Source organism: Streptomyces sp. NPDC031064, assembly GCF_055570965.1.
Map to the genome: position 1 here is coordinate 95,155 of NZ_JBVIGF010000011.1, position 26,701 is coordinate 121,855.

The 26,701-nt window shown below is 75.8% G+C and carries 3 protein-coding genes and 1 pseudogene; all 4 read right to left on the minus strand.

The genetic code is table 11. From position 1 onward, the window contains the following. Positions 1-6: 6 nt before the first annotated feature. Positions 7-5,424 carry an SDR family NAD(P)-dependent oxidoreductase gene (locus tag ACZ46W_RS32440; protein WP_468345438.1) on the minus strand — a complete coding sequence of 1,806 codons (5,418 nt, stop codon included), beginning with the start codon at positions 5,422-5,424 and terminating at the stop codon, positions 7-9. Positions 5,425-5,453: 29 nt separating this feature from the next. Further along, positions 5,454-10,106, minus strand: coding sequence for a type I polyketide synthase (locus tag ACZ46W_RS32445; RefSeq protein ID WP_468345440.1), 4,653 nt, complete (start codon positions 10,104-10,106; stop codon positions 5,454-5,456). Position 10,107: 1 nt separating this feature from the next. Beyond that, positions 10,108-21,267 (minus strand): SDR family NAD(P)-dependent oxidoreductase, encoded by an 11,160-nt coding sequence (locus ACZ46W_RS32450; RefSeq protein ID WP_468345442.1) that lies wholly within the window; start codon positions 21,265-21,267, stop codon positions 10,108-10,110. A 37-nt stretch (positions 21,268-21,304) separates the two neighbouring features. Then, positions 21,305-26,701 (minus strand): annotated as a pseudogene (locus tag ACZ46W_RS32455) (type I polyketide synthase); the annotation flags it as partial.

The window sequence follows — 26,701 nt, forward strand, 5'->3', positions numbered from 1 at the left end:
CATGGGTCACCGTTCGGCGAGCGTGTCGAGCCAGGACTCGACGGTGCCGGCGGCGGTCGGGGCGTGCTCGGTCATCATCGTGAAGTGGTTGCCGGGGATGTCCGCGGCGCTGTCGGGGGCCGGCCAGGCGGAGCGCCAGTCGGCGTCCGGGTCGGTCCAGGGGCCCATGGGGTCGGAGGCCCGCAGGTGGAGTACGGGGGCGCGGGTCGGCCGGGGTGTCCAGTCGAGCAGCAGCCGGTGGTAGGCACCCATGGCGGTGAGCCGGGTGTCGTCGACGGGCAGGACGGCCCGCTCGTCGGCGAAGCGCAGCATGGTGTCCCGCCACACGCCCATCGCGCCGGGGTCGGCCGGCGTGTAGATGTCGGCGAGCACCAGACCGGCGGGCCCCTCGCCCTGTGCTTCGAGGTGGCGGGTGAGGGCGTGGGCGACGTTGGCGCCCGCCGAGTGGCCGATCAGCACGTAGGGCCGCCCGCCGGTGTGGGCGCGGACCGCCCGCGCGTGGGCGGCGCACAGCGCGTCCAGGTCCGCGGGCAGCGGCTCCCCGTCGGTGAACCCGGGCTGCGGCAGGACCGCGAGGGGCCGTGCGCCGTTGAGCGCGGCGGCGAAGGCGGCGAACTCGGCCGGCCCGGACACGGCGGACGTCCCGCACACCCCGATGAGCAGGGGGTGGGTGTCCTGGTGGGGGCCGGACGCCGGGCCGGTCAGGGTGACCGGGTGGACGGTGTGGACGGAGTCGGCGGTGAACGTGGGGCGCAGGAGGGCCAGCGCGGCGAAGGCGTCGACGGCTTCGGGGACGCGGCTTTCCGCGATGGCGCGGCGGTAGAGGGCGACCAGGGTGGATTGCGCCCGCACCGGGGTGGGCGCGTCCGTGTCGTCGAGCAGGGTGAGCAGGTGGGTGGCGAGCGCCGAGGGCGAGTTGTGGTCGAAGACGGCGGCCGCGGTCAGGTCCGTACCGGTGGCGGCGACCAGGCGGCGGCGGAGCCGGCCGACGGCGAGCGAGTCGAAACCGAGCGCGGTGAACGAGGCGTCGGGGTCGATCTCGGCCGCCGTGCCGTAGCCGAGGACGGTGGCGGTCTCGGCGCGGACGAGGGCGCTGAGGCGTTCCGCCCGCGCTGCCGGGTCCAGGGCGAGCAGCTCGTCGCGCGGCGCCGGGCCGGTGCCGGGCGTGTCGGGGGCCGGGGCGGCCTGGGCGGAGGGGGGCGTGGCGCCGAGGCCGGCGATGAGCGGGCTGGGCCGCAGCGCGGTGAACGCCTCGGCGAAACGGGCCCAGTCGGTGTCGGTGACGGTGACGCACGGCTCGTCGGCGGCGACGGCGCGGAACAGCTCGGTCAGCGCCCGGTCGGGGTCCATGGCGCGCACCCCACGGCGGCGCAGGTAGTCGGCGCCGTCCCCGTCGCCCATGCCGCCGCCGTCCCACACGCCCCAGGCGACGGAGGTGGCGGGCAGGCCGTCGGCGCGGCGCTGCTCGGCGAGGGCGTCCAGGGCGGCGTTCGCGGCGGCGTAGGCGCTCTGCCCGGCGCTGCCCCACACGCCCGCTCCGGACGCGTACAGCACGAACGCGTCCAGCTCCAGGCCCTGGGTGAGCTCGTGCAGGTGGTGCGCGCCCGCGACCTTGCCCGCGTACACCTCGTCGACGAGGCGGGCGTCGGTGGCGGTGAGGGGGGTGACCTGCGGGACGCCCGCCGCGTGGAAGACGGCGGTCGGCGGGTGGTCCTCGATGAGGCGGGCGAGTGCGTCGCGGTCGGCCGCGTCGCAGGCGGCGACGGTCACCTTGGCGCCCAGTGAGACCAGTTCGGCCTCCAGCGCGGCGGCACCGGGCGCGGCCGGCCCGCGCCGGCCGGTGAGCACGATGTGGTCGGCGCCCTCGCGGGCGAGGCGCCGGGCGAGGTGGCCGCCGAGGGCACCGGTGCCGCCGGTGACCAGGACGGTGCCGCGCGGCTTGTAGGGGGTGACGCCGGGCGTGGCGGGCGCGGCGGTGAGCCGCCGCCCGGACGCGACGCCCGCGCGCACGGCGACCTGGTCCTCGGGGCCGTCGAGCAGGGCGGGCAGCACGGCGGCGTCGGCCGGGTCCGCGAGGTCGACCAGCCCGCCCCAGCGGGAGGGCAGTTCGAGTGCGGCGACCCGGCCGAGACCCCAGAGCTGGGCGCCCGCGCTCCCCGGCACCTCGCCCGGGGCGGCGGCGACCGCGCCCCGGGTCAGGGACCACAGGCGAGCGGGCATCGACAGCTCCTCCATCGCTTGGGCCAGGTACAGGGTCGCCACGACCGCGGCCGGGGCCGGGCCGGGACCGCCGTGCCTCCGATCATCGGTGCCGAGGAGGGACAGGACCCCGTCGAAAGGAACGGCTGTGTCACCTTCGTCGCCGCCCTGGGCGCGCAGCAGCTCCGCGTAGTCGTCGCGGGTGGCGCGCCGGGCGTCGGCGGTGACCCGGCGCACCGTGGCCCCGGCGGCCGCCAGGGCGCGCTCGGTCGCGTCGGCGACAGCGCTGTCGCCGCCCTCCGGGGCGAGCAGCAGCCAACTGCCGAGGGGGCGTACGGGGGCGGCGGGTGCCAGCCGCTCCCAGCGGGCGCGGTAGCGGCGCGGGCCGGTGGCGGTGCGGTGCCGGGGGGTGGGTTCGATCCAGAAGCGGCGGTGCTGCCAGGCGTACACGGGCAGGTCGACGGCGGGCGCGGGGTGCTCGAAGAGCCGGGCGCGGTCCAGTGCGGCGCCGGTGACCTGCACGGTGGCCACGGCCCGCAGGAGGCCGGCCGGCTCGGGGCGGTCCTTGTCCAGGGCGGGCACCAGGGTGACGCCGCCGGGCAGGCACTCGTCCGCCATGCCGCACAGCACGCCGCCGGGCCCGAGTTCGACGAAGGTCGTCGCACCCATGTCGTGGGCGGTGCGCACGCCGTCGGCGAACCGGACGGTGGCACGGACGTGTTCGGTCCAGTAGTCGGCGCCGCGCAGCTCGTCGCGGGTGGCGCGGCGGCCCGTCACGTCGGAGACGACCGGGATCTCGGGGGCGCGGTAGGTGAGGGTGGCGGCGACGGCGCGGAACTCGTCGAGCATGCCGTCCATGAGGGGCGAGTGGAAGGCGTGGCTGACGTTCAGCCGCTTGGTGCGGCGGCCACGGGCGGCGAGCGCCTCGGCGACGGCGGTGACGGCGGCCTCGCTGCCGGAGACGACGGTGGACGTGGGCCCGTTCACGGCGGCGAGTGCCGCGTCCCCGGTCAGCAGGGCGCGCACCTCCTCCTCGGCCGCGCGCACCGAGACCATGGCGCCGCCGGCGGGCAGCGCCTGCATCAGCCTGCCCCGCGCGGCGACGAGGGTGCAGGCGTCGTCGAGGTCGAGCACGCCTGCGGCGTGCGCGGCGGCGATCCCCCCGACGGAGTGGCCGAGCAGCACGTCGGGCCGCATGCCCCACGATTCGAGCAGCCGGTACAGGGCGGACTCAAGGGCGAACAGCGCGGCCTGCGTGTACTGGGTGCGGTCCAGGAGGGCCGGGTCGTCCAGCGCGGCGGACAGCGGGCGGTCCAGGTGCGCGTCGAGACGGGCGGCGGCCGCGTCCCAGGCGGCGGCGAACACGGGGTGGGCGGCGTACAGTTCGCGCCCCATGCCGGGGCGCTGGCTGCCCTGACCGGTGAAGAGGAACGCCGTCTTCGCCTTGCGCCGTTCGACGCCGGTGACGAGCGCCGGGTGGTCCTCGCCGCCGGCGAGGGCGTCCAGTGCGCGCACCATCTCCGGGTACGAGGAGCCGAGCACCGCGGCACGGTGCTCGAAGGCGCTGCGGGTCACGGCGAGGGCGCGCCCGATGGCGTACCGGCTGTCCGTGCCGTCCTCCTCCCGCGCACGGATGTGGTCGCGCAGGCGGGCGGCCTGGGCGCGCAGGGCGTCGGCGGTGCGGCCGGAGAGGAACCAGGGCGGCGTGGCGACCCCGGCCCCGCCGGGTGCCGGGGCCGGTGACGTGGCCGGGCGCGCGGGGTCGGCGGCGGGGGCCGGTGACGGGGCGGGGGCCGGAGCCGAAGGCGTGGCCGGGCGGGCGGGGTCGGCGGCGGGGGGCGGGGCTTCCTCCAGGATGACGTGGGCGTTGGTGCCGCCCACGCCGAAGGCGGAGACGCCGGCCCGGCGTGGGGAGTCCTCGCGCAGCCAGGGCCGGGGCCGGGTCAGCAGGCGGACGGTGCCCGCGGACCAGTCGACGTGCGGGGACGGGCGGTCCGCGTGGAGCGTCGCGGGCAGCACGCCGTTGCGCATGGCCTGGACGGTCTTGATGACGCCGCCGACCCCGGCGGCCGCCTGGGAGTGCCCGATGTTGGACTTCAGCGAGCCCAGCCACAGCGGCCGTTCGGGCGACCGGCCCCGGCCGTAGGAGGCGATCAGGGCCTGCGCCTCGATCGGGTCGCCCAGGGTCGTGCCGGTGCCGTGCGCCTCGACGGCGTCGACCTGATCGGGCGTCAGTCGCGCGTCGGCGAGCGCGGCCCGTACGACCCGCTGCTGGGAGGGGCCGTTGGGCGCGGTGAGCCCGTTGCTGGCACCGTCCTGGTTGACGGCCGAGCCCCGCACGACCGCCAGGACCCGGTGCCCCCGGCGCACCGCGTCACCGAGCCGTTCGAGGACGAGGACGCCCACGCCCTCCGCCCAGCCGGTGCCGTCCGCGTCGGCGGAGAACGCCTTGCAACGCCCGTCGGGGGCGAGCCCCTTCTGCCGCGAGAACTCCACGAACGCGGACGCGTCCGGCATGACCGCCACTCCCCCGGCCAGGGCGAGCGAGCACTCGCCGCGCCGCAGCGCGGACACCGCCAGGTGCAGCGCCACCAAGGAGGACGAACAGGCGGTCTCCACCGTCATGGACGGGCCTTCGAGCCCGAGGGCGTAACTCACCCGCCCCGACAGGACGGCGTCCGCGCTGCCCGTCAGCAGGTAGCCCTCCGAGCCGGCCGGGATACGGTCCGGATCGCTGGCGTACTCGCCGTGCGCCGCCCCCACGTACACCCCGGTGTCGCCGCCGCGCAGCGAGCGCGGGTCGAGCGCGGCCCGCTCCAGCGCCTCCCAGGACACCTCCAGCAGCAGCCGCTGCTGCGGGTCCATGACGACGGCCTCGCGCGGGGAGATGCCGAAGAAGGCGGCGTCGAAGTCCCCGGCTCCGGCGAGGAACCCGCCTTCGCGGCAGTACGTCGTGCCCTGGGACTCCGGGTCCGGGTCGTAGATGCCCTCCACGTCCCAGCCCCGGTCGCCGGGGAACGGCGCGACGGCGTCCGTGCCGGAGGCGACCAGCTCCCACAGGGCCTCCGGGGAGTCGACGCCGCCGGGGTAGCGGCAGGCCATGCCGATGATCGCGATCGGCTCGTGCGCGGCGGCCTCGAGCTCCCGGTTGTGCCTGCGCAGCCGCTCCGTCTCCTTCACCGAGGTACGGAGCGCCTCCATCAGCTTCTCGGGCGGCATGGCCATCGGGGTGAGGTCCCTTCTTCGTACGGGGGTCAGGCGGCCGCGTCGCCGAGCGCGAGCGCGATCAGGGCGTCGCCGTCGAGGTCGTCGATGGCGGCGTCCAGGTCGGTGTCCACGTCGGCGTCGAGCGGGTGGACGGCGGCCGGTGCCTGGGAGGGACTGTTCTCGGTCCCGGTCGAGGCCAGCTCGAGCAGCCTGTCCAGCAGCCCCTCGGCGCGCAGCCGCTCCAGGGGCAGCTCGGCCAGGACGGCCCGCACCCGGTCCTCCTCCGGGTCCGTGGCCGGGAGGAGCGAGCACAGGTGGTCGGCCACGGCCGACGGCGTCGGGTGGTCGAAGACCAGCGTCGGCGGCTGCTTGACCCCGGTGGCGCGGCTGAGCCGGGCGGCGAGTTCACCGGCGGTCAGCGAGCTGAACCCGAGGTCCTTGAACGCCTCGTCGGCGTCCACGTCGTCCGGGCCCGCGTGCCCGAGCACCGCCGCCACCTGCCGCCGCACCTCCTCCAGGACCGCCTCGTACCGCTCGACGCCGGACAGCCCGGCGAGCAGGGCGGTGAGGGAACCGTCCGGGCCCTGGCCGGCGCCGTCGGGGCCGGCGTCCGGCTCCAGGGCCTCGCGCACACCCGGCAGCCCGGAGATCAGGGGGCTGGGCCGCAGCGCCGTGAACCCCTTCGCGAACAGCGGCCAGTCCATGTCGGCGAGCGCCACACAGGTGTCGTCGCGGTCCAGCGCCCGGGCCAGCGCGTCGACGGCGTCGGCCGGGTCCATGGCCCGCAGCCCCCGGCTGGTGAGGAACTCCTCACCCGCGCCTTCGCCCATGCCGCCGCCGCCCCACAGGCCCCAGGCGACGGAGGTGGCGGGCAGGCCGTCGGCCCGGCGCTGCTCGGCGAGGGCGTCCAGGGCGGCGTTCGCGGCGCCGTAGACGCTCTGCCCGCCGCTGCCCCACACGCCCGCGCCGGACGCGTACAGCACGAACGCGTCCAGCTCCAGGCCCTTGGTGAGCTCGTGCAGGTGGAGCGCGCCCGCGACCTTGCCCGCGTACACGTCGGTGAACGACCGGAGGTCCGAGGAGAGCAGGTCCAGCGAGTGCGGCACCCCGGCGGTGTGGAACACGGCGGTCGGCGGATGCGCCTCGACGACGGCGGCCAGGGCGTCCCGGTCGGACACGTCACACGCGGCCAGGGTCACCCTGGCGCCCAACCGCTCCAGCTCGGCCGCCAGTTCGGCGGCACCGGGCGCACCGGAGCCGCGCCGCCCGGTGAGGACGAGGTGCTCGGCGCCGTGCGCGGCGAGCCAGCGGGCGACGTGCCCGCCGAGGGCGCCGGTGCCGCCGGTGACCAGGACGGTGCCGCGCGGGGTGTACGTACGCCGGGCCCGGCCGCCGTCGGCGGGCGTGAGCCTGCGCCCGTACGTCCCCGACGCCCGCACCGCGACCTGGTCCTCGGTGCCCGCGAGAGACGCGACGAGCCGGTCGAGGGCGGCGGTGTCGGCCTGGGCGGGCAGGTCGACCGAGCCGCCCCACAGGGTGGGCAGTTCGAGGGCCACGGTGCGCCCGAGACCCCACACCTGGGCGCCGGCCGCGTCCGGCCGCTCGCCCGGCGCCACGGCCACGGCGCCCGTGGTCACGTTCCACAGCCGTGCCCCGGCAGGGGCGGTGGCCGCGGCGGCCTGGGCGAGCGCGGTGGTGGCGAGCGCGGCCAGGGCCAGGCCCGGGTGGTCGGGGTGCGCCCGCCCGTCGGTCCCCAGCAGCGAGAGGATGCCCTCCCACGTCCCGCCCGTGAGGTGCGAGGCGAAGTCCTCGCGCCGTACGGACGCGGGGTCGACGCTCAGGACGTCCGTCCCGGCGCCGTGGCGGGCGAGGGCTGCCTCCACGTCGTGCGTGGCCACCCCCTCGGGGGCGACGACCAGCCAGCGTCCCGTGAGCACGGGCGCGTCGGCCCGGCCCAGGTTCTTCCACGTGACGCGGTAACGCCAGGAGTCGACGGAAGGGGCGGCCCCGGGTGTGGGCGCGGGCGCGGAGGGCTCCAGCCAGTAGTGGGAGCGCTGGAAGGCGTACGTGGGCAGATCGACGTGCCGGGCGCCGGTGCCCTCGAAGAGGGCGGCCCAGTCGACGTTCACACCGGCCACGAACAGCTCGGCCGCCGAGGTCAGGAACCGGTCCAGGCCGCCGTCGTCACGGCGGAGGGACCCGGAGGTGACGAGGGCCGCGTCGGCGGCGTAGGCCGTCTCCTGGATGCCGATCGTCAGGACCGGGTGGGCGCTTGACTCCACGAACGTGGTGAAACCGCGCCCGAGGAGGGCACGGACGGTGTCCTCGAAACGGACGGTCTGCCGCAAATTCCGGTACCAGTACGAGGCGCCGACAGTCGACGTGTCGATCACGCCGCCATCGACCGTCGAGAAGAACGGAATGGCGGCACTTCGGGGAGCGATGGGAGCCAGGACCTCAAGCAGCTCCGCCTCGATCCGCTCCACATGCGCCGAGTGCGAGGCGTAGTCCACCGGCACCTGACGGGCCCGGATGTCCTCCGCCTGACACGCGGCGACGAACTCCACGATCGCCTCCGCATCACCGGAGATGACCGTGCTGTTCGGCCCGTTGACCGCCGCGACGTCCAGCCGCCCGGACCACGCACCGAGCCGCGCCTCCACCTCCGTACGCGGCAACGGAATCGACGCCATCCCGCCCAGCCCGGCCAGCTCACGCCCAATGACCTGAGCACGCAGAGCAACGACCCTCGCCGCGTCCTCCAACGACAACGCACCCGCCACAGCCGCCGCGGCGATCTCACCCTGCGAATGACCGATCACCGCATCGGGAACGACCCCCAACGACCGCCACAACTCCGCGAGCGAGACCATCACGGCCCAGGTGACGGGCTGGATGACATCCACCCGGTCCAGCGCACCGCCCTCACGGACCAGCTCCACGAGATCGAAGTCCACGAACGGCGCCAAAGCCCGCCCGCACTCCTCCAACCGAGCCGCGAACACCGGGGACTCCCCCAGCAACCGGGCACCCATACCCACCCACTGCGTCCCCTGACCCGGAAACACCAGCACCGTCCGACCAGCACCACCGGACGCGACACCATCCACCTCGACGTCCCCCACGAACACCTTCCGGTGCTCGAACACCGAACGCCCCGCCGCCAGACTGAACCCCACATCCAGCAACCCCGGCCCACGCAGCGCACGCACCCGCTCCGACTGCTCACGCAACGCCGCCGACGACTTCGCCGACACCACCAACGGAACCACCGGCAGCACCACGTCCCCCGCCGGGACGTCCTCGACCGCCGGCGCCTGTTCCAGGATCACGTGCGCGTTGGTACCGCTCACGCCGAACGACGACACCGCCGCCCGCCTGGGCCGGCCCGTCTCGGGCCAGTCCCGGCGCTCCGTGAGCAGCGACACGGCACCCGCGTCCCAGTCGATCTCGGCGGAGGGCGCGTCCACGTGCAGTGTCTTGGGGAGCACGCCGTGCTCCAGGGCCTTGACCATCTTGATGACGCCGCCGACACCGGCCGCCGCCTGCGCGTGCCCGATGTTCGACTTCAGCGAGCCGAGCCACAGCGGCCGTTGCGCCGGCCTGCCCTGCCCGTAGGTCTCCATCAGCGCGTGGGCCTCGATGGGGTCGCCGAGCCGGGTGCCGGTGCCGTGCGCCTCGACCGCGTCCACGTCGGCGGCGGTGAGCTGCGCGTCGCCGAGCGCCTGGCGGATGACGCGCTGCTGCGCGCTGCCGCTGGGCGCGGTGAGGCCGTTGCTCGCGCCGTCCTGGTTGACGGCCGAGCCGCGCAGCACGGCGAGGACGCGGTGGCCCTTGCGTACGGCGTCGGAGAGGCGTTCCACCAGGAGCATGCCCGCGCCCTCGCCGGGCCCGAAGCCGTCGGCCGCGTCGGCGAACGCCTTGCAGCGGCCGTCGGCGGCGACGCCGCGCTGCCGGGCGAACTGGACGAAGACGGCCGGGGTCGCCATCACCGTGACGCCACCGGCGAGCGCCAGGTCGCACTCGCCCCGGCGCAGCGACTGGGCGGCCAGGTGCAGGGCGACCAGCGACGACGAGCAGGCCGTGTCGACGGTGACGGCCGGGCCTTCCAGGCCGAGCGTGTAGGAGAGGCGTCCGGAGCTGAAGCTGACGACGCCGCCGGTGAGCAGGTCGCCTTCGAGCTGGGCGGACGGTTCGCGGACCTGGTCGGTGTAGCCGCTGTTCCAGGCGCCGACGAAGACGCCGGTCCGGCTGCCGCGCAGGGTGCGCGGGTCGATGCCGCCGCGCTCCAGCGCCTCCCAGCCGGTCTCCAGCAGCAGCCGCTGCTGCGGGTCCATGGCGAGCGCCTCGCGCGGCGAGATGCCGAAGAAGCCCGCGTCGAAGCGGCCCGCGTCGTACACGAAGCCGCCTTCGCGGACGTAGGTGCGTCCCGCGGCGTCCGGGTCCTCGTCGTACAGGCCCTCGATGTCCCAGCCCCGGTCGGTGGGGAAGGGGGAGACCGCGTCCGTGCCGGACGACACGAGTTCCCACAGGGCTTCCGGTGAGTCGGCCCCGCCGGGGAAGCGGCACGCCATCGCGACGATCGCCACGGGTTCGTGGGCGCGTTCCTCCAGCTCGCGCAGGCGTTCGCTGGTGCGGTGCAGTTCCGTCGTGGTCCGCTTCAGATAGGCGCGGAGCTTCTCTTCGTTCGCGTTAGCCATGTCAGAACCGTTCGTCGATGAATGCGAAGATCTCGTCGTCGTCGGCGGCTTCGATGGCCTCGGCCACCGATGTGCCGTCGGGGGACCCGGCGTGCAGCCCGCTCCATGTCCCGGAGAGGGCGGCGAGGCGGGCCGCGATCTCCTGGCGTACGCCCTCGTCGACCGGTGAGCCGGAGGCCGGTGAGCCGGAGGCCGGTGCGCCGTCGGCCGCCCGGTCGGCGAGCGCGGCGAACAGCCGCTCCAGCCGGTCGAGGCCGCTCAGCACGGCTGCCTCCGACACGTCCGTGCTGCCGGTGAGGTCGTCCGCCGGAGTGTCGGCCGTGCCGGTCTGCGGGGCGAGCTTGCGGTACAGGTGCTCGCCGAGCGCCTCGGGGGTCGGGTGGTCGAAGACCAGGGTGGCCGGGAGGCGCAGCCCGGTGGCGGCGGCCAGCCTGTTGCGCATCTCGACGGCGGTCAGCGAGTCGAAGCCCAGGTCCTTGAACGCCCGGTCGACGGGGACCGATTCGGGCGCGCCGTGGCCGAGGACGGCCGCCGCGTGGGCGCGTACCGCCTCCACGGCGGCCTGGCGCCGCTCGTCGGCGGGCAGGGCGGCGAGGACGCCCGCGAGACCGGCCGTGTCGGCGTCGCCGTTGTCGCCGGTGGCGGCCCGGCCGGGGGCGGTGCGCACCTCGCCGACGAGGCCGCTGAGGAACGGGGTGACGGCGCCGGATGCCCGCAGCACGCCCTGGTTGAGCCGGATCGGGACCTGGAGCGGGACGTCGAGGGTCTGGGCGGCGTCGAAGAGCGCCAGGCCCTCCTCGTCGGTGAGCGGCAGGATGCCGCCACGGGCGAGCCTGCGGTGCATGCCGTCCTGGTCGAGGTGGTCGGCCATGCGGCTGTTGTTGGCCCACAGGCCCCAGGCGAGGGAGAGCGCGGGCAGTCCGAGGCCGCGCCGGTAGCCGGCGAAGGCGTCGAGGAAGGCGTTCGCGGAGGCGTAGCCGCCCTGGCCGGGGCTGCCGAAGAGCGCGGAGGAGGACGAGTAGACGACGAACGCCGACAGGTCCTTGCCGGAGGTGAGTTCGTGCAGGTTGAGCACGGCGTCGACCTTGGGGTGCATGACCCGGTCGATCTGTGCGTGGGTGAGCGCGGGCACGGTGGCGTCGTCGAGGACGCCGGCCGTGTGGACGACGGCGGTCAGCGGGTGGTCGTCCGGGATGCCGTCGAGCAGTGCGGCGAGCTGGTCGCGGTCGCCCGCGTCGCAGGCGGCGAGGGTGACGTCGGCTCCCGACTCCCGCAGTTCGGCGGCGAGCGCGCCGGCGCCCTCGGCGTCCGGGCCGAGCCGTGAGGCGAGCACGAGGTGGCGTACGCCGTGGGTGGTGACCAGGTGGCGGGCGACGGCGCTGCCGAGGGTGCCGGTGCCGCCGGTGACCAGGACGGTGCCGTGGGCGTCGAACGCGGGGGGCATGGTCAGCACGATCTTGCCGGTGTGCTTGGCCTGGCTGAGGGTGCGGAACGCGCTCCGGGCGTCGCGGATGTCGTACGCGGTCAGCGGCAGCGGTGCGATCGCGCCCGCCTCGAACAGGGCGAGCAGCTCGCCGAGCATCTCGCCGACGGTGTCGGGACCGGCCCCGACCAGGTCGAACGCCTGGTAGCGGATGCCGGGGTGGTCGGCGGCGACCTGCTCGGCGTCACGGACGTCGGCCTTGCCCAGCTCCAGGAAGTGGCCGCCGCGCGGCAGGAGCCGCAGGGAGGCGTCGACGAACTCGCCCGCCAGGGAGTTGAGGACGATGTCCACGCCCTGCCCGCCGGTCGCGGTGAGGAACCGGTCGGCGAACTCGGTGGTGCGCGAGTTGGCGATCGCGTCGTCACCGAGGCCGAGGCGGCGCAGGGTGTCCCACTTGCCGGTACTGGCCGTGGCGTACACGGTCAGGCCGAGGTGGCGGGCGAGCTGCTGGGCGGCCATGCCGACGCCGCCGGCCGCGGCGTGGATGAGCACGGACTGGCCGGGCCTGGCCTGGGCGAGGCGGGTCAGCGCGTACTGGGCGGTGAGGAAGACGGCCGGGACGGAGGCCGCCTCGGCGTAGGACCAGCCGTGCGGGATCTTCGCGACCATGCGGCGGTCGGCGACGGCGTACGGGCCGAATCCGCCGGTCCACATGCCGAACACCCGGTCGCCGGGGGCGAGTCCCTCGACGTCGGGCCCGGTCTCGGTGACCACGCCCGCGCCTTCGGCGCCCATGACTCCCTCGCCCGGGTACATGCCGAGGGCGATGAGGGTGTCGCGGAAGTTGAGCCCGGCGGCCTTGACGGCGATGCGCACCTGTCCGGGGGCGAGGGCGGCCCGGGTGTCGGGCGCCGGGACGAGCGCGAGCCCTTCGAGGGTGCCGTTGCCGGAGCCGGTGAGCCGCCAGGCCGGGGTGCCGGCCGGGACGGCGAGCCGGTCGCCGCCCGTGTCGCCGGTGCCGCCCGTGTTGTCGCCGGTCCGGGTGAGCCGGGGGACGCGCACACCGTCGCCGCGCACGGCGAGCTGGGGTTCGCCGGTGGCGAGGGCCACGGCGAGGGCGGTGCCGTCGACGGCGTCGGCGGCCACGTCGAGCAGGACCATGCGGTCCGGTTCCTCGGACTGCGCGGAGCGGAACAGGCCCCACGCGGCGGCCGCCGCCGGGTCGGTGAGCTGCTCGTCGGGTCCGGTGGCGACGGCGCCCCGGGTGACGAGGGCGAGCGTCGCGGAGGCGAGCGCGGGGCCCGCCGCCAGCCAGCCCTGGGCCAGGTCCAGGGCCCGGTGCGCCACCGTGTGCACGGTGGCCGCGTCGGGCACGGCGGCCTGCGGCAGCGACACGGCGACCACGTCGGGGGCGCCCCCGGAGCCGGCGGCGGCCACGAGCGCGGCCAGGTCCGGGTACCAGTCGGCGCCGGTGCCGGCGGCCTCCAGGGCGGCGACGAGCTTGGCGTGGTCCTCGCCGACGACGGCCCAGCGGAGCGGCGGCACGGTGGCCGGGGCGGTCACCGGCTGCCAGCGCACCTCGTACAGGGAGCCGTTGCGCCCGGTGCCGCCCGCGCCGGCCGCCAACTGCGCCGCGGAGACGGGGCGTACGACGAGTTCGTCGATGTCGAGGACGGGCGCGCCGGCAAAGTCCGCGCACCGGATGCGCACCGCTTCGTCACCGGCCGGTTCGACGGTGACGCGCAGCCGGTCCGCGCCGGTGGCGTGGAGGCGGACGCCGCGCGCGGCGAACGGCATGCGGGCCTGCCCGTCCTCGGGGAAGAACGAGCCGAGGCTCAGGGCCTGGAGGGCGGCGTCGAGGAGGACGGGGTGGATGCCGAAGCGGCCCGCCTCGCCCTGGACGCGCTGGTCCAGGGCGACGTCGGCGTGGACGGTCGCGCCGTCGCGCCAGCCCGCGGTGAAGCCCCGGAAGAGCGGCCCGTAGTCGTAGCCGCGCTCGGCGAACCGGGCGTAGAACTCGTCCGGTCCGGCGGGCCCGGCGGGTGTGGCGCCGCGCGGCGGCCACACGGTGTGCGGCGCCGGGGGCTGCTCGCCGGCCGCCGGGGTGACGGTGGCCTCGGCGTGCCGGGTCCAGGGGGTGCCGGGTTCGGCGCCCGCCGCGCGGGAGTGGACGGTGAGGGTGCGGGCCCCGTCGGTGCCGGCGGCGCCGACCAGGACGCGCAGGTCGAGGGCGCCCTCGTCGGGGAGGGCGAGGGGCGCCTGGAGGGCGAGCTCGTCCAGGTGCGGGCAGCCGGAGTTGTGGCCCGCCCACAGGGCGAGGTCGATCAGGGCCGCGCCGGGCAGCAGGACCGTTCCCATGAGGGTGTGGTCGGTGAGCCAGGGCCGCGAGTCGGCGCCGATGCGGGCGGTGTACACGACGGACCCGGACTCGGGGAGTTCGACGCCGCCGCCGAGCAGCGGGTGCCGCGCCTCTTCGAGGCCGAGGGCGGACACGTCGCCGCGCCGGTCGGCCGGGTGGTACCAGTAGCGCTCGCGCTGGAAGGGGTACGTCGGCAGGTCGACGCGGCGCGAGTCGCTGCCGAACAGGGCCTCGCCGTCGATCTCCACACCGTGGACGTGGGCGGCGCCGAGCGCCGCGCCGAAGGAGCGGGGCCCGCCCTTGTCCCGGCGCAGGGTGCCGAGCACGGCGGCGGCGCTGCCGCAGTCGGCGATGGTCTCCTGGAGGGAGAGGGCGAGCATCGGGTGCGGGCTGGACTCGATGAACACGTCGTGGCCGTCGGCGACGAGGGCACGGGTGGCCTGCTCGAACTCGACGGGTTCGCGCATGTTGCGGTACCAGTACGTGTCGTCGAGCGCGGCCGTGTCGAGGAGGCCGCCGGTGACGGTCGAGTAGAACGGGATGTCGCCGGAGCGCGGCGCGACGGGCGCGAGGACCTCCATGAGGTGGTCCTTGAGCGCGTCGACCTGCGCCGAGTGACCGGCGGTGTCCACGCCGGGGATGGCGCGGGCGTGGACGCCCTCCGCGGTCAGCTCGTCGAGGAGTTCGCGCAGCGCGTCCGGGTCGCCCGCGACGGCCGCGGTGCCCGGGCTGTTGACGGCGGCGACGGACAGCAGGTCGCCGAACCGCTCCAGGCGGGCGCGGAGTTCCCCGGCCGGGAGGGACACGGCGATCATGCCGCCCTTGCCGGCCAGGGTCAGCCACGCCTGGCTGCGCAGGGCGACGATGCGGGCCGCGTCGTCGAGGGTGAGGCCGCCCGCCACGTACGCGGCGGCGATCTCGCCCTGGGAGTGGCCGACGACGGCGGCCGGGTGGACGCCGAGGGAACGCCAGGCCGCCGCGAGGGAGACCATCATGGTGAACAGGACCGGCTGGACCACGTCGACCCGGGCGAGCGAGGGCGCGCCCGGCTCCTGGCGCAGCACGTCCAGCACCGACCAGTCGAGGTAGGCGCGCAGCGCCTCGTCGCAGGCCCGGGCGGACGCGGCGAACGCCGGGGAGCGCTCCAGCAGCCCCTCGGCCATCGCGGCCCACTGGGAGCCCTGGCCGGGGAAGACGAACACGATGCGGTCGCCGGGGCCCGCGGTGCCGCGCACGACGGCCGGGTGCGTACGGTCCTGGGCGAGCGCGCCGAGCGCGTCGAGCAGCTCCTCGCGGCTCTCCCCGATGACGGCGGCCCGCCGGTCGAAGCGGGAGCGCGAGGTGATCAGGGTGTAGCCCGCGTCGGCCGGGTGCAGGGCGGGGCGCTCGACGAGGTCGGCGCGCAGCCGGGCGGCCTGGGCGCGCAGGGCGGCTTCCGAGCGCGCGGAGAGCAGCAGCGGGACGGTGACGTCGGCCCACGGGTCGCCGTCGGCCGCCTCGGCCGGGCCGGGCTCGGTGCGCGGCGGTTCCTCGACGATGACGTGCGCGTTGGTGCCGCTGATGCCGAACGCGGAGACGCCCGCGCGGCGCGGGGTGTCCCGCTCGGCCCACGCCACGGTGTCGGTGAGGAGGGCGACCTGGCCGGACTCCCAGTCGACCCGCTCGGTGGGGGCGTCGACGTGCAGGGTGCGCGGCAGGACGCCCTCGCGCAGCGCCAGCACCATCTTGATGACACCCGCGACACCGGCGGCGGCCTGCGCGTGGCCGATGTTGGACTTCACCGAGCCGAGCCACAGCGGCTGCCCGCCGGGCCGGTCCTTGCCGTAGGTGGCGAGCAGGGCCTGCGCCTCGATGGGGTCGCCCAGTTCGGTGCCGGTGCCGTGCGCCTCGACCGCGTCGACGTCGCCGGGGGCCAGGCCCGCGTCGGCGAGGGCCTGGCGGATGACGCGCTGCTGGGAGGGCCCGTTGGGGGCGGTGAGGCCGTTGCTGGCGCCGTCCTGGTTGACCGCCGAGCCCCGGATGACGGCGAGGACGGGGTGCCCGTTGCGCCGCGCGTCGGAGAGCCGCTCGACGAGCAGCATGCCGGCGCCCTCGCCGAGGGCGACGCCGTCGGCGCCCGCCGCGAAGGCGCGGGAGCGGCCGCTGGGCGACATCACGCGCTGGCGGGAGAACTCGATCAGCATGTCGGGCGTCGACATGACGGTCGCGCCGCCGACGAGGGCCATGCCGCACTCGCCGCGCCGCAGCGCCTGGACGGCCAGGTGCAGGGCGACCAGTGAGGCCGAGCAGGCGGTGTCGACGGTCACGGCCGGGCCTTCGAGGCCGAAGACGTAACTGAGCCGGCCCGACATGACGCTGGCGGAGTTGCCGGTGCCGAGGTAGCCGTCGAAGTCCTCGTCGCCGCTCTGGAGCAGCGGCATGTAGTGCTGCCCGTTGGTGCCGACGAACACGCCGGTGCGGCTGCCGCGCAGCAGTTTCGGGTCGAGCCCGGCGCGCTCGCACGCCTCCCACGCGGTCTCCAGCAGGAGCCGCTGCTGCGGGTCCATCGCCAGCGCCTCGCGCGGGGAGATCCCGAAGAACTCCGGGTCGAAGTCGGGCGCCTGGTGCAGGAAGCCGCCTTCGCGGACGTACGTGCGTCCCTTGGCGTCCGGGTCGTCGTCGAACAGCTCGCCCAGGTTCCAGCCGCGGTCGCGGGGCAGGCCGGTGATGGCGTCGCCGCCGGCGACCAGCAGTTGCCACAGCTCCTCGGGCGTGGTGACGCCGCCGGGGAAACGGCACGCCATGCCCACGACGGCCACGGCGTCGTCCTCGGAGGCCGGCTGCTGCGGCGGGGCGGCGAAGGCGTCCGGGGCGGTCTCGTCATCACCGGCGACGAGTTCCTGGAGGTGGCGGGCGACGGCCTCGGTGCTGGGGTGGTCGAACACCAGCGAGGCGGCGAGGGTGAGCCCGGTGGCGCGGGCCAGCCGGTTGCGCAGTTCCACCGCCGTCACGGAGTTGAACCCGAGGTCACGGAACGCCCGGTCGGGCGCGATGCCGTCGGGCGACTCGTGGCCGAGGACGGCGGCGACGTGCGAGCGGACCAGGCGCAGCAGGTGGCGGGTGCGCTCCTGGTCGGACAGCCCGGCGAGGGACGCGGCCAGGCCCGTTCCCGGTGCCTGGGGCCGGTCCTCGGCCTCGGCCGCGCGGGCGGCCTTGACCTGCGGCAGTTCGTCGAGGAACGCGGTGGGGCGGACGGCGGTGTAGGCGGCGGCGAACCTCTGCCAGTCGACGTCGGCGACGGCGACGGTGCCGCCGCGCTCGGCGAGCGCCCGCTCCAGCGCGTCCAGGGCCCGTTCGGGATCGAGGGGCTCAAGTCCGGTGCGCCGCAACTGGTCCCCGGCCGCCGGTCCGGCCGCCGAGCCCTGCCAGGGGGTCCAGGCGACGGAGGTGGCGGCGAGGCCCCGGGCGCGGCGGCACTCCACGAGGGCGTCCAGGTGCGCGGTACCGGCGGCGTACCCGGCCTGCCCCGCGCCGCCCCAGGTGCCGGAGACCGACGAGAACACCACCAGGTCGGCGTCTTCGAGCAGCCCGTCGATCCGGGTGGCCAGGCCGGTCTTGACGGCCAGGGCCGTGGCCAGTGACTCCACGGTCGTCTCGGCGACGGTGGCCAGCGGCGCGGTCGGCGGGGCGACGTGCACGGCGGTGGGGCCGTGCGTGGCGATCAGGTCGCGCAGCCGGCCGGGGTCCGCCGGGTCGCCGTCGGCAACGGTGACGCGGCCGGCGAGCCCGCCGAGGGCGTCGTGCACCGCACTCGCGTCGACGTTCCCGGCGAGGACGACGCGATCGGCGCCGCCGTCGAGCAGCCGCCGCGCCAGCGGGGCGGCGACGGTGTCGAGTTCACCCAGCACGAGGACCGTGCCGCGCGGGGTGTACGCGCGTGCGGGGGCGCCGTTGTCGGCCGGGACGAGCCTGCGCCCGTACGTTCCCGAGAGCCGCACGGCGACCTGGTCCTCCGCACCGGGCGCCGCGAGGTGCGCCGCGAGCCGGGCCAGGACGCGGGCGTCGGCGGTACCGGTAGCACCGGCGGTTCCGGCGCTTTCGGCGGTTTCGGCGGTTCGGGCCGGGAGGTCGACCAACCCGCCCCAGCAGCGGGGGAGTTCCAGGCCCGCGACCCGGCCGAAGCCCCAGATCTGGGCCTGGGCGGGGGAAGGCGTCTCGCCGGGCGCGACGGCCACGGCACCTCGGGTGACGGCCCACAGCCTGGCCTCGGTGCCCGCGTCCCCGGCCGCCTGGACGAGGGCCAGGGTCGCGGCGAGGGACAGCGGCAGTTCCGGGTGTTCGGCGTGCGCGCCCCGGGCGAGGGAAAGCAGCGACAGGACGCCTTCGAGCGGCGCGGCGCCGTCCCGCTCGGCGGCCCCGGCGAGGGCGGCCCCGAGCCGCGACCGGTCGACCGTGGCCGGGTCGACGAGCAGGGTCTCCGCCGTCGCGCCGCGCGCGGCCAGGGCCTCGCGGATCGCGGAGGCCGCGTCGGGCTCGCCCTCGGGGGCGACGACCAGCCAGCGGCCGGTGAGCCGCTCGTCGTCGCGGGAGGCGGCGGTCAGGTTCTTCCAGGTGACGCGGTAGGAGAGGCCGTCGCGGGTGGCGTGGCCGTCGGCGGCTGCGGGGGCGGAGGGCTCCAGCCAGTAGTGGGAGCGCTGGAAGGCGTACGTGGGCAGGTCCACGTGCCGGGCACCGGTACCGGTGAACAGCGCGGCCCAGTCGACGTCCACGCCGGCCACGAACAGCTCGGCCGCCGAGGTCAGGAACCGCTCCAGGCCCCCGTCGTCACGCTTGAGCGAGCCCACGGCAACCACATCGGCGGTCTCCTGGATGCCGATGGTCAGCACCGGATGGGCGCTGGACTCCACGAACGTGGTGAAGCCCTGGTCGAGCAGGGCACGGACGGTGTCCTCGAAACGGACGGTCTGACGCAAATTCCGGTACCAGTACGAGGCGCCGACAGTCGACGTGTCGATCAGGCAACCGTCAACCGTCGAGAAGAACGGGACGTCAGAAGCCCGGGGCGTGATCGGAGCGAGAACGTCAAGGAGTTCGGCCTCGATCCGCTCCACATGCGCCGAGTGCGAGGCGTAGTCGACGGGCACCTGACGGGCCCGGATGTCCTCCGCCTGGCACGCGGCGACGAACTCCACGATCGCCTCCGCGTCACCGGAGAGAACCGTGGACTTCGGGCCGTTGACGGCAGCGATGTCCAAGCGCCCGACCCACTCCGTGAGCCGCGCTTCCACCTCCGTACGCGGCAGCGGAATCGACGCCATGCCCCCGAGCCCGGCCAGCTCACGCCCAATGACCTGCGCACGCAGAGCAACGACCCTCGCCGCGTCCTCCAACGACAGCGCACCCGCCACAGCCGCCGCGGCGATCTCACCCTGCGAGTGACCGATCACCGCATCGGGAACGACCCCCAACGACCGCCACAACTCCGCGAGCGACACCATCACGGCCCAGGTGACGGGCTGGATGACATCCACCCGGTCCAGGGCGCCGCCCTCGCGGACCAGCTCCACGAGATCGAAGTCGACGAACGGCGCCAAAGCCCGCCCGCACTCCTCCAGCTTCGCCGCGAACACCGGGGACTCCGCCAGCAACCGGGCACCCATGCCCACCCACTGCGTCCCCTGGCCCGGGAACACCAGCACCGTCCGGCCCGTGTCGTCGGAGGCGACGCCCTCGACGACTCCGGCCACGGCCTCGCCGCCGAGCCGGTGCAGCAGTTCATCACGCCCGCCGGCCAGGACGACGGACCGGTGCTCGTGCGCCGAGCGCCCCGTCGCGAGCGTCCACGCCACATCGTGGGTGTCCAGCTCGGGAGCCGCCTCCAGCCGGGCCCGCAGCCGGGCCGTCTGGGCGCGCAGAGCCTCGTCGGAACGCGCGGAGACCACCACCGGCACCACCGGGAGCACCGCGTCACCGGCCGGGGCGTCCTCCACCGCCGGTGCCTGCTCCAGGACCACGTGCGCGTTGGTACCGCTCACGCCGAACGCGGACACCGCCGCCCGCCTCGGCCGACCCACCTCGGGCCAGTCCCGGCGCTCGCTCAGCAGCGAGACCTTGCCCGACTCCCAGTCGACCTCGCTCGACGGGGCGTCGACGTGCAGGGTTTGCGGGAGCACCCCGTGCTCCATGGCCTTGACCATCTTGATGACACCGCCGACACCGGCCGCCGCCTGCGCGTGCCCGATGTTCGACTTCAGCGAGCCCAGCCACAGAGGTTCCGCCGCACCCGTGCGCTGCCCGTAGGTGGCGAGCAGCGCCTGCGCCTCGATGGGGTCGCCGAGCCGGGTGCCGGTGCCGTGGCCCTCGACCGCGTCGACGTCGGTGACGCCCAGGCCCGCGGCGGCGAGCGCGTCGCGGATGACCCGCTGCTGGGAAGGGCCGTTGGGGGCGGTCAGGCCGTTGCTCGCGCCGTCCTGGTTGACGGCCGAGCCGCGCAGAACGGCGAGGACGCGGTGTCCGTTGCGTACGGCGTCCGAGAGCCGCTCCACCAGGAGCATGCCCGCGCCCTCGGCCCAGCCCGTGCCGTCGGCACCGTCCGCGTAGGCCTTGCAACGGCCGTCGGTGGCGAGGCCGCGCTGGCGGGAGAACTCCACGAAGGCCGTCGGGTTCGCCATGACGGTGACACCGCCGGCGAGCGCGAGGTCGCACTCGCCCGCGCGCAGCGACTGGGCGGCCAGGTGCAGGGCGACCAGCGACGAAGAGCAGGCCGTGTCGATGGTGACCGCCGGGCCCTCCAGGCCGAGGGCGAAGGAGACGCGGCCGGAGACGACGCTGCCGGAGGTGCCGGTGCCGAGGTAGCCGCCGGCCTCGTCGTCGCCGCCGGAGCGGCCGGTGCCGTAGTCGTGGTACATGACGCCCGCGAAGACGCCGGTGCGGCTGCCGCGCAGGGCGGACGGCGCTATGCCGGCCCGCTCCAGGGCCTCCCAGCCGGTCTCCAGCAGCAGCCGCTGCTGCGGGTCCATGGCGACGGCCTCGCGCGGCGAGATGCCGAAGAACCCGGCGTCGAACTCGGCCGCGTCGTGCAGGAAGCCGCCCTCGCGGACGTACGAGTGGCCGACCGCGTCCGGGTCGGGGTCGTACAGCCGCTCCAGGTCCCAGCCCCGGTCGGTGGGGAACGGGGACACCGCGTCCGTGCCGGAGGACACCAGCTCCCACAGCGCCTCCGGCGAGTCGACCCCGCCGGGGAAGCGGCACGCCATGCCGACGATCGCCACGGGCTCGTGCGCCCGCGACGTGGCCGCGCTGAGCTGTTCGCGGGTCTCCTGGAGCTCCGCCATCGCGCGGCGGAGGTAGTCGCGGAGTTTCTCCTCGTTGCTGGTGACGGTGGCGTCGTTGGCGGGCACGGCTTTTCCCCCTGGCGGTGTCGGTACTGAAGGTGCCTCAGGCGGTGCGGAACCCGCTGTCGAGCAGCTCGAAGAGCTCCTCGTCGGAGGCTGACTGAAGGCGGTCGTTGACGGTGCCGCCGGCGTTCTGTGTCTCTGTCTGTGTCTCTGTCTCTGTGTCCCGGCCGGTGAGTTCGGCGAGCAGCTCGCGGATCGTGTCGACGACGGTGTCGCGCAGCTCGTCCGCCCCGGCCGCCTCGCGCAGCCGGTCCACCAGGTCGTGCACGGCCTCCTCGGCTCCTGGCAGTTCGCGCTCCAGGTGCTCGGCGAGGGCGATCGGGGTCGGGTGGTCGAAGACGAGGGTGGCGGTCAGGCGCAGTCCCGTCTCGGCGGTGAGGCGGTTGCGCAGTTCGACGGCGGTGAGGGAGTCGAAGCCGGCTTCCTTGAAGCTGCGGCCCGGGGCGACGGCGGAGGGTGCGCCGTGGCCGAGGACGGCTGCCACTTCGGTGCGTACGGCTTCGAGGACCGCGGCGAACCGTTCGGTGCGGGGCAGGTCCCGCACCCGCTCGGCGAGTGTGGGGCGCGGCTCGGCGGACGCGTCGGCCATGGTGGTCACCGTCGCCCGAGGGGCATGGGTGGTGACCAGGGGACGCAGCACGCCGGGCACGGTGCCGGGTTCGGTGGCGGGCACCGTGCGCATCAGGGCGACGGCGGGGCGGTCGCCGGCCACTGCCCTGTCGAGGAGGTCGAGGGCCTCCTCGGGGCGCAGGGCGGCGATGCCGGTGCGGCTGAGCCGGGCGGCGTCGGCCCCGTCGAGGTGGGCGGCCATGCCGCCGCCGGCCCAGGGGCCGAAGGCGAGCGCGTGGGCGGGCAGGCCCTGGGCGCGGCGCCAGGCGGCGAACGCGTCGAGGTGGGCGTTGGCAGCCGCGTAGGCGGACTGTCCGGCGCTGCCGAGGATCCCGGCGGCGGAGGAGAACAGCACGAACGCGTCGAGTGCGAGGTGGCGGGTGGCCTCGTGCAGTACGAGCGCGGCGTCCGTCTTGGGGCGCAGCACGGCGTCGAGGCGGGCGGGGTCCTGGGCGGTGAGGACACCGTCGTCGACGATCCCGGCGGTGTGCACGACGGCGTCGACGGGGTGTTCGGCGACGAGGGCGGTGATCGCGGCCCGGTCGGCGGCGTCGCAGGCGGCGACGACCACCTCGGTGCCCGCGCCTTGCAGTTCGGCGACGAGCCCGGCGGCCTCGGGGGCCTGGTTGCCCCGCCTGCTGACCAGGACGAGTTTGCGCACCTGGTGGTGGTGGGCGAGGTGACGGGCGACGGCGGCGCCCAGGCTTCCGGTGCCGCCGGTGACGAGCACGCGGGAGGCGGGCGTCCACGGGGTGGTGGCGCCCTGTCCGGTCTCCGGTGCCGTCCGGGTGAGGGCGGGCGCGAGGATACGCCCGTCGCGGAGGGCCAACTGGCCGCCCATGCGCACCGCGGTGGCGAGGGCGGCGGCCGATGCGTGCGTGTCGTCGGTGTCGATGAGGGCGAAGCGGCCGGGGTGCTCGGTGGCCGCGCTGCGCAGCAGGCCCCAGGCGACGGCGGCGGCCGGGTCGGTGACGCCGGTTCCGGTGTCCTGTGCGCCGTGGGTGACGACCGTCAGGCGCCGGTCGCCGCCGGTGCCGCCGGTGCCGCCGGACAGCAGGTCCTGGGCGAGGCCGAGGACTCGGTGGCCGACCGCGTGCGGATCGTCCTCGCCCCGTACGTCGATGACGATGGCGTCGTCGTCCGGCCCGCCCTGGTGGCCGGTGACCGGCGCCCAGGCCAGGTGGAGCAGCGGGAGCGCGGCCGTGCCGACGGGTGCGGCGGCGGGCCGCAGGGCGAGCGCGCCGGCGGTGAGGACGGGGTGTCCTTCGGTGTCCGTGACGGTGACGGTGACGGCGTCGCCGTCGGTGCGGCCGATCCGCACCCGCAGGGTGCCGGCCGCGCGCCGCCCGTGCGGCACGGTGTCGGTCCACGAGAAGGGCAGCAGGCCGTGGGAGCCGTCGCGGCCGACGGCGATGACGTGCAGGGCGGCGTCCAGCAGCGCGGGGTGCGCGGCGAAGCCGTGGGCGGTGAGGCCCTCGGGCAGTGCCACCTCGGCGTACAGGTCGTCGCCGTGGCGCCAGGCGGCCCGCAGGCCGCGGAAGGCGGGCCCGTACCCGACACCGGCCGCCGCGAACCGCTCGTACTGGCCGTCCAGGGAGAGGGGTTCGGCGCCCGCCGGGGGCCAGACCTCCATGGGCAGCCCGGTGTCACGGCCGTCGGTGGGGGCGACGCTGCCGGTGGCGTGCGTGGTCCAGCGTCCCCCGGCACCGGAGTCGGTGCCCGAGTCGGACAGGATCTCCAGGCCGCGGGTGCCGTCCGTGGCGTCGGCGGCACCGAGCCGTACGCACAGCCGGACCGGCCGGTCGCCGTCGAGCACCAGGGGGGCGGAGAAGGTCAGTTCGGCGATCCGGTCGCCACCGGCGGCGGCGAGCGCGGCGTCGAGCAGCACGGTGCCGGGCACCACCACGGCGCCGCCGATGGTGTGGTCGGCGAGCCAGGGGGCGGTGGCGGTGGACAGGGTGACCGTGTGGACGGTGCCGTCGCCGGCGGAGCCGGGGAGGTCGTCGCCCGGGTGTCCGGGACCGGGTGCGTCGAGCCAGTAGCGGGAGCGCTGGAAGGGGTAGGTCGGCAGGTCGGCGGCGAGGGCCGTGTCGTCGGCGCGCGGCGCGGCCGGTGCGACCGCCGCGCCGCCCGCGTGGAGCGTGGCCATGGCGTGGGTGAGTGCCGTCACCTCGCTCCTGCCCCGGCGCAGCACGGGCACGGTGAGGACGTCGCGTTCCCGTACGTCCGGCCGCTCCTCGGCGTCCAGGCAGGTGCGCGTCATGGCGGTGAGGACGCCGTCGGGGCCGACCTCCAGGAAGGTGTCGAAACCCTCGGCGCGCAGGGCGCCTATCCCGTCGGCGAACCGCACCGTGCCGCGCGCGTGCCCGACCCAGTGCTCTGGGGTGCACAGGACGCCGCCCGTGGCGAACTCTCCGGTCAGGTTCGACATGACAGGAATCCTGGGCTCGCGGACGTCCAGGCCGCGAGCAACCTGCGCGAACTGTGTCAACATGCCGTCCATGCGGTGCGAGTGGAAGGCGTGGCTCACCTTCAGCCGCTTGGTGACCCGGCCCTCCTTCCGCAGCGCGGCCACCAGGTCCATGACGGCGTCCTCGTCGCCCGCCACGACGACGGACTGCGGCCCGTTGACGGCGGCGATGGCCACCTCGTGCTCGCAGCCCGCGAGCCGCACGCGCACCTCTTCCTCGCTCGCCTGGACGGCCGCCATCGCACCGCCCTCGGGGAGCAGCGCCATGAGGCGGCCGCGTTCGGCGACCAGGCGTGCCGCGTCGTCGAGGCGGAGGGCTCCGGAGACGTGCGCGGCGACGAGTTCGCCCACGGAGTGCCCCATGAGGGCCTCGGGTTCGACGCCCCAGCCGGTCACCAGCCGGTACAGCGCCGTCTCCAGGGCGAACAGGGCGGGCTGGGTCCAGCGGGTGTCGTCCAGCAGGGCGGCGTCGTCGGTGCCCGCGTCGGCGAACATGACGCTCTTCAGCGGCTTGGGCAGGTACGGCCCGAAGGCGTCGCACACCTCGTCGAGGGCGGCGGCGAACGCGGGGTAGGACGCGTACAGTTCCCTGCCCGTGCCGGGGCGCTGGCTGCCCTGGCCGGTGAAGAGGACCGCGACGCGGCGGTCGGCGGAGGCACGGCCGGTGACCGGGCCGGGCTCGCCCGCGGCCAGGGCGCGCAGCCCGGCCAGCAGCGTGTCGGTGTCGGTGCCGGTGACGACGGCACGCTCGGCGAAGGCGGTACGCCGGTGGGCGAGGGCGGCGGCGACGGCGGCGGGGTCCGTGCCGGGCCGGGCGGCCAGGTGGTCGTGCAACTGCCGGGCCCGGTCGGCGAGCGCGCCCCGGTCGCGGGCGGTCACGCTCCACAGGACGGGTCCGCCGGCCCGGACGTCGCGGGCGGGGGCGGTCGTGTCGTCGTGCTCGACGTCGGCGTCGTACGCCTTCGGGCCGTACGCCTCCGGGTCGTACACCTCCGGGTCGTACTCCAGCACGACGTGGGCGTTGGTGCCGCTCGCGCCGAACGCGGAGACGCCGGCGCGGCGCGGCTCGCCGTCCCGCTCGGGCCACGGTGTCGCCTCGGTGAGCAGGCGGACCGCGCCCGCCGACCAGTCGATCCGGCTGGAGGGGGCGTCCACGTGCAGCGTCCTGGGCAGCAGGCCGTTGCGCATGGCCTGGACGGTCTTGATGACGCCGGCGACCCCGGCGGCGGCCTGGGCGTGGCCGATGTTCGACTTCAGCGAACCCAGCCACAGGGGCCGGTCGGCTGGCCGGTCCTTGCCGTAGACGGCGAGGAGGGCCTCCGCCTCGATGGGGTCGCCGAGCCGGGTGCCGGTGCCGTGCGCCTCGACGGCGTCGACCTGGCCCGGGGTGAGCCCCGCGGCGGTGAGGGCCGCCCGGATGACGCGCTGCTGGGCGGGCCCGTTGGGCGCGGTGAGCCCCGCTCCGGTGCCGTCCTGGTTGACGGCCGAGCCGCGGATGACCGCCAGGACGCGGCGGCCGTCGCGCTTGGCGTCGGACAGCCGCTGGAGCAGCAGCATTCCGACGCCCTCGCCGAAGCCGGTGCCGTCGGCGCCGTCCGCGAACGCCTTGCAGCGGCCGTCGGGTGCGAGGCCGCGCTGGCGGGAGAAGTCGATGAACATGGTGGGCGTCGCGAGGACGGTGGCGCCCCCGGCGACGGCCAGGTCGCACTCACCGGCGCGCAGCGCCTGGACCGCGAGGTGGACGGCCACGAGCGAGGAGGAGCACGCGGTGTCGACGGTGATGGCGGGTCCGCGCAGGCCGAAGGTGTACGAGATGCGGCCGGAGGCGACGCTGCCCGCGCTGCCGTTGACGAGGTAGCCCTCCAGGCCCTCGGGCACCGGATGGCCGGGGGTGTGCGGGACACGGGCGCCGTAGTCCCCGTACATGACGCCGGTGTAGACGCCGGTGCGGCTGTCGCGGAGTTCCGACGGGTCCAGTCCGGCCCGCTCGAACGCCTCCCACGTGGTCTCCAGCAGCAGCCGCTGCTGCGGGTCCATGGCGAGCGCCTCGCGCGGCGAGATGCCGAAGAACTCGGGGTCGAAGTCGGCGGCGTCGTAGAGGAACCCGCCTTCGCGGGCGTAGCTGGTGCCCGGCGCGTCGGGGTCCGGGTCGTAGAGGGCGTCCAGGTCCCATCCCCGGTCCTCGGGCAGGGCCGAGACGGCGTCGGTGCCGGACGCCACCAGGTCCCACAGGGCCTCGGGGCCGGTGACGCCGCCGGGCAGCCGGCAGCTCATGGCGACGATGGCGATGGGTTCGTTCAGCCTGCCGCGCAGGGCGACGAGCTCGGCGGTGACCCGCTTGAGGTAGTCCCGGAGCTT

What these genes read in the sequence shown, in the direction of transcription:
- ACZ46W_RS32445 (WP_468345440.1), bottom strand. Translation starts at nt 10,106, where the DNA reads ATGGCTAACGCGAACGAAGAGAAGCTCCGCGCCTATCTGAAGCGGACC.
- ACZ46W_RS32440 (WP_468345438.1), bottom strand. Translation starts at nt 5,424, where the DNA reads ATGGCCATGCCGCCCGAGAAGCTGATGGAGGCGCTCCGTACCTCGGTG.